Annotated in this window: 8 protein-coding genes; 1 reads left to right on the top strand and 7 read right to left on the bottom strand. The window is 35.2% G+C overall.

From position 1 onward, the window contains the following. From V7266_RS29195 to V7266_RS29185, 3 genes are all read right to left on the bottom strand, one after another. The coding region (locus V7266_RS29195) for a hypothetical protein (RefSeq protein WP_335472711.1) at positions 1 to 250 on the bottom strand (250 nt) is incomplete at its 3' end. Positions 251 to 491: 241 nt separating this feature from the next. Further along, positions 492 to 629 carry a DUF1259 domain-containing protein gene (locus V7266_RS29190; RefSeq protein ID WP_335472714.1) on the bottom strand — a complete coding sequence of 46 codons (138 nt, stop codon included), beginning with the start codon at positions 627 to 629 and terminating at the stop codon, positions 492 to 494. Beyond that, on the bottom strand, positions 623 to 1,084 hold the full coding sequence (locus tag V7266_RS29185; RefSeq protein ID WP_335472710.1) for a hypothetical protein: 462 nt from the start codon (positions 1,082 to 1,084) through the stop codon (positions 623 to 625). The genes V7266_RS29190 and V7266_RS29185 overlap by 7 nt, the downstream gene beginning before the upstream one ends. 453 nt (positions 1,085 to 1,537) lie before the next feature. On the opposite strand from V7266_RS29185, the gene V7266_RS29180 reads away from it, so the two are divergent. After that, the gene (locus V7266_RS29180; RefSeq protein WP_420491516.1) at positions 1,538 to 1,927 is read left to right on the top strand and encodes a CotD family spore coat protein; all 390 of its coding nucleotides are present in this window, start codon (positions 1,538 to 1,540) and stop codon (positions 1,925 to 1,927) included. Positions 1,928 to 2,139: 212 nt separating this feature from the next. Here the strand turns inward: V7266_RS29180 and V7266_RS29175 are convergent, their stop codons facing one another. The 4 genes from V7266_RS29175 to V7266_RS29160 all read right to left on the bottom strand — a co-directional run bounded on the left by V7266_RS29175 (position 2,140) and on the right by V7266_RS29160 (position 5,581). After that, complete coding sequence (locus V7266_RS29175) at positions 2,140 to 2,517, bottom strand: hypothetical protein (RefSeq protein WP_335472709.1); 378 nt, start codon at positions 2,515 to 2,517, stop codon at positions 2,140 to 2,142. Continuing rightward, positions 2,514 to 4,016 (bottom strand): FTR1 family iron permease, encoded by a 1,503-nt coding sequence (locus V7266_RS29170; RefSeq protein WP_335472708.1) that lies wholly within the window; start codon positions 4,014 to 4,016, stop codon positions 2,514 to 2,516. Before V7266_RS29170 ends, V7266_RS29175 begins: the two co-directional genes overlap by 4 nt. Positions 4,017 to 4,254: 238 nt before the next feature. Further along, positions 4,255 to 4,620, bottom strand: coding sequence for an MATE family efflux transporter (locus V7266_RS29165; RefSeq protein WP_335472707.1), 366 nt, complete (start codon positions 4,618 to 4,620; stop codon positions 4,255 to 4,257). Then, positions 4,556 to 5,581 (bottom strand): MATE family efflux transporter, encoded by a 1,026-nt coding sequence (locus tag V7266_RS29160; protein ID WP_335472706.1) that lies wholly within the window; start codon positions 5,579 to 5,581, stop codon positions 4,556 to 4,558. Before V7266_RS29160 ends, V7266_RS29165 begins: the two co-directional genes overlap by 65 nt. Positions 5,582 to 6,090 lie beyond the last annotated feature (509 nt).

Below are 6,090 nucleotides of genomic sequence, written 5' to 3'. Positions count from 1 at the left end.
GTTCGGGCATATCGTCTTTATTTAGAATGGTTTGTGTGCTAGCCAAAGGTGCTTTTCCCCTATTACCAAAAATCCAATCGTCGAACCGATTTGTTTTCCTCTCGAAAGTTAACTGTTCTTTATGTTCGGGCATATCGTCTTTTTTGTTAGTTCTTTTGTGTTTATTGTTTCCAAACATTAATCTTGAAAATGGATCAATTTCTTCAATCGGTTTCTGCTCAAGTTTATTATCACTCTCCACCAATGACATTCTTCTTCCCTTCTTTATTCTTCTTATAAATAAAATATGATTGATTATGTACTAGAGTGTGGACACACATATGAAAAATTGGATGTGGTAAATGAATAATAACAAGGATAGATTAATCTAATCCATCCTTGTTCAGGACTTATTTCTCATGGTGTCACTCGCCATTTTTTGAACCTAGTTTAAGACACATTGAAAAGCTTTGCAAATTCTTAGAGAGCATTGCAATATAATGGCATTCTCTTTAGAATAGTCCTGCTTCCTTTGCGGCAGCAATACTATTTCTAGCAAACTCTTCCGCAGACATGCCAACATTCTCCCAATGGATATACATTAAACGTGGTTTTTCAAACAGCCAATGGTTATGAAAGTCTGTTACAATAAGGCCTCTTTTCCGTAATGCAGCAATAAATCGATTGAGTTATCTTGGAGAACAACCGATTCACCAAGATTTAGACCATTATTTTCAAAAGATAACATAAACGGAAGTGCCAGCGGTGAACGTGTGCGTCGGTCTAAAATAGTAGCAATAATATTTCGAAGACGCATTACAGTACACACAGGTGCTGCTGCAATAACTTCGCCTCCGATAATATCTGCCAGTCGTTGGCATGTGGAAGCAGTTATATCCCTAACATCACCACGATCAGTACTTGTCATTTGTTCGCTTGACTCATACTCCATATGGTTTGAACTAGATTCCATGGTAGTTTGATGCACAGTTGTTCTGGAGCTGGATTCAAATTCTACATCCATCTGATTTCTCATGAAAGAGCTTGATTCGGTATCAGGATTAACAAATCTGAACCAATTATCAAAAACGTTTGGTCTTTCCATTAAAATCACCTCCTTGTCTCAAACCTAAAAAACCATATTTTTAAAAAAGACCTGCTTCTTTTGCAGCTTCAAAACTATTTCTAGCAAACTCAAACGGATCCCCAACATTTTCCCAATGCATATACATTAATAAAAAAAGCACTCAAATCCTCACTATATTCACATGGTTTTAACGCACTTTCGGTTAAAAATTATAACAGAGAAGAGCACCCATCGGTTCTCTTTTTAACATTTACGAGCTTGGTTTTAGTTTTTTCCAATAAGCCCTCGTAAGCGGAATAATACCCTCGCATATAATGCGTCTTATTCTCGAACTACGACATTAAATATCTGTTCAATCAATCTAAGTACATCGTAAATATTACAAAATAGTTATATAACTAGTCCGCATAAACTAAAGTTCACATAGTTTAATGGTGTAATTAGATAAATTCATATGGAGGATGATTAACTATGAATAGAAATAGAAACGTTCCACCAAATATGTTTCCAAATGCAATGCCGAATGCACTGCCTAATCAGATTGCTCCTATACAACAAATGCCATCTCAATACTGCCCACCACCACCATGCCCACCTCAATACTGCCCGCCTCAAGTATTTCCTACTCAATATGATCCACCACTAGTTTCACCAGGGCAACAATACGTGAAAACTAATTTATTTAATAAAGTAGTTACACATTTACATCCTTCACATACAACAACGGTTAATAAGCTACATGTTAATCATCAGCACTATTTTCCCCACACAGAGTCCTGTGTAAATGAATGCTGTGAAACACATACAATGTGCGGTGTTCCAGTAAACCCGTGCTGTCCGTTGGGACCATTTGGATTTTAGTATCCTCCCCCCCCTTTTGATGGGGGGTTTTTTTGTTAACAAATACAAAACAAACTCATACATCAGCTAACAACTCGTAAACGACGGCTAATATCGAGTACCCAATTATATACCAAAATTTCTGTGTAAGATTCCTCATGTATTGATTGTAACTTTTTGCATCACTAACCCATGAAAAAAAGAGACTATGTGAGTCTCTTTTTTTCAAATTGTTATTCTTTTGTTTTGCTTTGTAGTTCTTTTAAAGCATCAGTCAGCTTGTCATTAAGGTTTCCTAACGCTTCTTTATCAAGAGTTTTTGCTTCTGAACCAGCAATTGTTGGATCAAGATATTTTTCAACTTTCCCATATAAATCTTTATTATCCTTTTTAACATCATCTTCAAACGAAGACCATTGATCTTCTAATTTAGGTCCAACTTCTTTTACCTTTGCTTGGTCACCACTATCGATGGCTTTTGATAACTGTTCTGTTGTATCCAACATTTTATTTACACCATCTGAAACTTTACTATTACCTGAACTACAGCCTGCTAATAATAATGCACTTCCAAGACCGATTGTTAAAATCATTGATGTCATTTTTTTCATGATAATTTCCTACTTTCAGTGTAATTATTATTTTCCACAACAGTTTTTTTGTTTTTTAGCCTTTTGGATAAAACTATAATAACTGCTCCAAGAACAAGAATTATTTGTGGTATCGTGCTTTCCCATGATGGGTAAAGTGCAAAAAACTCTATACTTGGGATGCTCTCAGAATTCGTTGTTTGGATTAACCCAGATAATTGCAGACTGTGTATTCCCATTCCTGTAAACTTAACGCAAAGATAAAATACGATTAAACTTGACACCATAAAGAATGGGCGTAGAGGCAATTTCAATCCTACAAACACCATTAGATAAGCCAAAATGCCAAGGATTGCCGCCCCAATAAGAAAACCGATTAACAGTGATTGAAGTTTTATTTGGCTTGCCATTCCGATATAAAACAATACTGTTTCTGTTCCTTCACGAAACACAGCAAGAAAGGCGAGAACGCCTAACGAGATAAGTTTACCTGTTGATAATGCTGTTTGGCTTTTTTCACGAATATATCGATTCCAATCGGCAATATTTGATTGGCTATGTAGCCAATAGCTCATATACATTAACATAGCTGCCGCAAAAACACCCGTCCATCCAGCGATCAGGGCATTATTGTTGCCAAAAGCTCCAGATGAAATCACAAATTTTACAATGACAGCTAAAATCACACTAACTCCTAAACCTGATAATACTCCAGTCCAAATCCAGCCTTTTCCCTTTCCCTCTCCTGACTTTTTCACAAAAGACATAAGAGCAATGACTACCAGTAATGCTTCTAAACCTTCACGTATTAAAATCATTGCTGCATCCCAATAGGTATAACTGGATTTTTCAGCCAATGGAGTGAGATAATTTATCATGCTATCAATTGTTTTATTAGCTTGTTTATAATTGGGAGGATTAGCTGCAAGCATAGCTTGAATAGAAACCAAGTCTCTTTCAGAATTACTATAAACTGATGCCGATTGTGCCACCACTACTCCTTCAACACTTAACCAACTACTACTTGCCTTTTTAATTCCTTCAAGGGCCTGAGCTTGATTTTGTTCTTTAACTTCCTTCTTTGTTTGTTGAAGAATCAAGATAAAATCATCTAAAGAAATATCTTCTTTCTTAAAACCTATTTCTTTTGGATAACCACCACTTACAAACTTTTCATTTACAGCTTTTAAACCTTGTAAAGCCTGTAGAACTTGATCTTGTTTTTTAAGGGTAAAGGCATAAACCACCTGTCCCATATTCGATTCAATTTCTCGATATGCAGTAGCTGAATTACCTTTTATTCCATCTTCTATTTGTATCCAGGTTTTGTTAAATTGATCATAAGCATTTTGTGCATTCGAAAGGTCCCCTTTAGAAGCAGAATCAATTGCTTGATCAATTGAAACTTCAGCTTTCTTTAAATCCTCACTAGGACTTGTAGCCGCATATACTGGATTATGTAATCCAAATCCTAATATTAATAGAAGGATAGATAACTTTAGTAATAGATTTTTGCCCATCGGATCCTCCTTGGTAATTTTTAATTGATAACAATTTTCAATATCATCTATAAATGATTTTATTTTAACTGATAATAGTTGTCAATTAGAGATTTGTTATAATTAGTTACATTTATGTGAACATTCATGAAAGTTTAAGACTTACTCATTGATTGGGTGTAAAAAAAGCTGAAAAAAAGCCCACTTTTTTGAATTGGTGCGGGCCTTATCTGGATTGGTTTTTGGTAAGAACTATAAATTAAGCCAATTCTCTAATTACATTTTTCTTATTACGATACCACGCAAAGAGACAAGCTCGCAAAGCATTATCCGCTCCAATAGAAATCCATACCGCTGGTAACCCAAATCCTAATTTCCAAGCAAATATATACACTCCTAATGTTCGAACAACCCAAATCCCAATTATAGTGACCATCATTGGGAATTTACTGTTTCCACCAGCTTGAACCACAGATGTATCAACGGTAACCGAAGCTAAGAATGGCTGAGAAAATGTATCGATTAATAAAATGATTCCTAATAAATGAATAACAGTTTTATCATGAGTAAATATTTTGCCTATCCAAGGGCTTCCAAGAGCCAATATTGCAGTTATAGCGGTCATTGTAACGGCTGATTGTATAACTCCATTTGCGATATTCCTTAACATCTGACAAATTATTCTCTCCAATTGCCTGTCCGATGAGCGTACTGTCAGCTACAGCAAAACCTCCTTCGACTGTAAAGGCAAATGTTGTTAATGTACCAGCGATATTGTGTGTCGCATATACTTCCGTACCCATCCGAATAATTAAACCAAAATAAATGACTTGCCCCAATCTCATGCTTAATCTTTCTATGGTAGCAGGAATTGCAAATTTCATCATACCCCCTACTAGATTCCATATGACTTTGAAATCACTAATCTTTAAAGCAATAGCAGGAATTCGCTGGGATATAATGACCAGCCGAAGAAAACCATTGATTCTTGCTAAGATCATGGCAAAGGCTGCTCCAGTTATTCCTAGTCCTTTGAATGGTCCTATTCCAAATATTAAAAAATAATCTAAAATCACATGGATCACATTCATTTCAATCCCAACACGGAAAGGGGTTCTGGTATCCCCTATCGCACGAAATGATGCCGATTGGGCAGTAAACAATGCAATAAACGGAGTAAGCCCTATAACCACTTTAAAATAAATTATTGCGGTATTTTGCAATTGTTCATTGGCTCCAACCATTGTTAATAATGGATTAGCGAAAACAACTGAAACTAAAGAAAATAACAATCCAATCAATATGGATATAAATAAACCGTGAAAAATAACCGACTTACTACGTTCCTCATCTTTTGCTCCGAATACTCTAGATAAAAACACAGAAAGCGTAGCTGAAATAGCTGTGAATACCCCAATATAAGTCATGCTATAGATATTGGTAACACCTACTGCATTAATCGATAACAGACCTAAACGTGCAATAAAAAACGAATCAACTACTCCGAGTACACTATGAAGATATGATTCGCCAATGGCTGGCAATGCAATACTAAAAACTCTTTTGGCTTTACTAGAAACTTGCAAATTTATCTCCTTCTCTCTTTTTCTAAGAATGAATTTTTATGGAGAAGATGTACTGAGTTCTTTACCGATATGGTTCCCAGCAACCCTCTTCCAATAATTTAAAAATGTATTTTTTCATTTGATGTTAATTAACTCGGCAATATGTTTAATACGTACCTCAAAAAAGTCCTCATTAACCTCAATGCCTAATAAGTCATTTTCATTAAGTATATATTGGTGTTTCTCCATAGATTTAGCCTTATTTAAAGGGGATTCATACACTGCCCACTCACCATCATTCCAAATTGCAATTTTAAAAAAATTTCCTTCAACAATAATTTCACAAAAAGGAGCTTTACTTTGTAATTCATTGCCATTATCAAATTTTGTCTCTCCAGCAGGGCATGGTTAATTTTCCTTTTAATCCATATGGGTATTTAGCTAATTACACAAAAAGAAAAAAGCCTTTTTATAAGGCTTTTTTCTAGAATCTAAATTAGTAAAAACATGTTGCTCCAACGATAATTAAT

Origin of the sequence: Neobacillus drentensis (genome assembly GCF_036965645.1) — a bacterium.
Classification (GTDB): domain Bacteria; phylum Bacillota; class Bacilli; order Bacillales; family Cytobacillaceae; genus Neobacillus; species Neobacillus drentensis_D.
The sequence above is the reverse complement of the archived record's forward strand: the minus strand, read 5'-3'. Positions and strand labels throughout refer to the sequence as shown.

What these genes read in the sequence shown, in the direction of transcription:
- V7266_RS29165 (WP_335472707.1), bottom strand. Translation starts at nt 4,620, where the DNA reads ATGACCGCTATAACTGCAATATTGGCTCTTGGAAGCCCTTGGATAGGC.
- V7266_RS29175 (WP_335472709.1), bottom strand. Translation starts at nt 2,517, where the DNA reads ATGAAAAAAATGACATCAATGATTTTAACAATCGGTCTTGGAAGTGCA.
- V7266_RS29180 (WP_420491516.1), top strand. Translation starts at nt 1,538, where the DNA reads ATGAATAGAAATAGAAACGTTCCACCAAATATGTTTCCAAATGCAATG.
- V7266_RS29170 (WP_335472708.1), bottom strand. Translation starts at nt 4,016, where the DNA reads ATGGGCAAAAATCTATTACTAAAGTTATCTATCCTTCTATTAATATTA.
- V7266_RS29185 (WP_335472710.1), bottom strand. Translation starts at nt 1,084, where the DNA reads ATGGAAAGACCAAACGTTTTTGATAATTGGTTCAGATTTGTTAATCCT.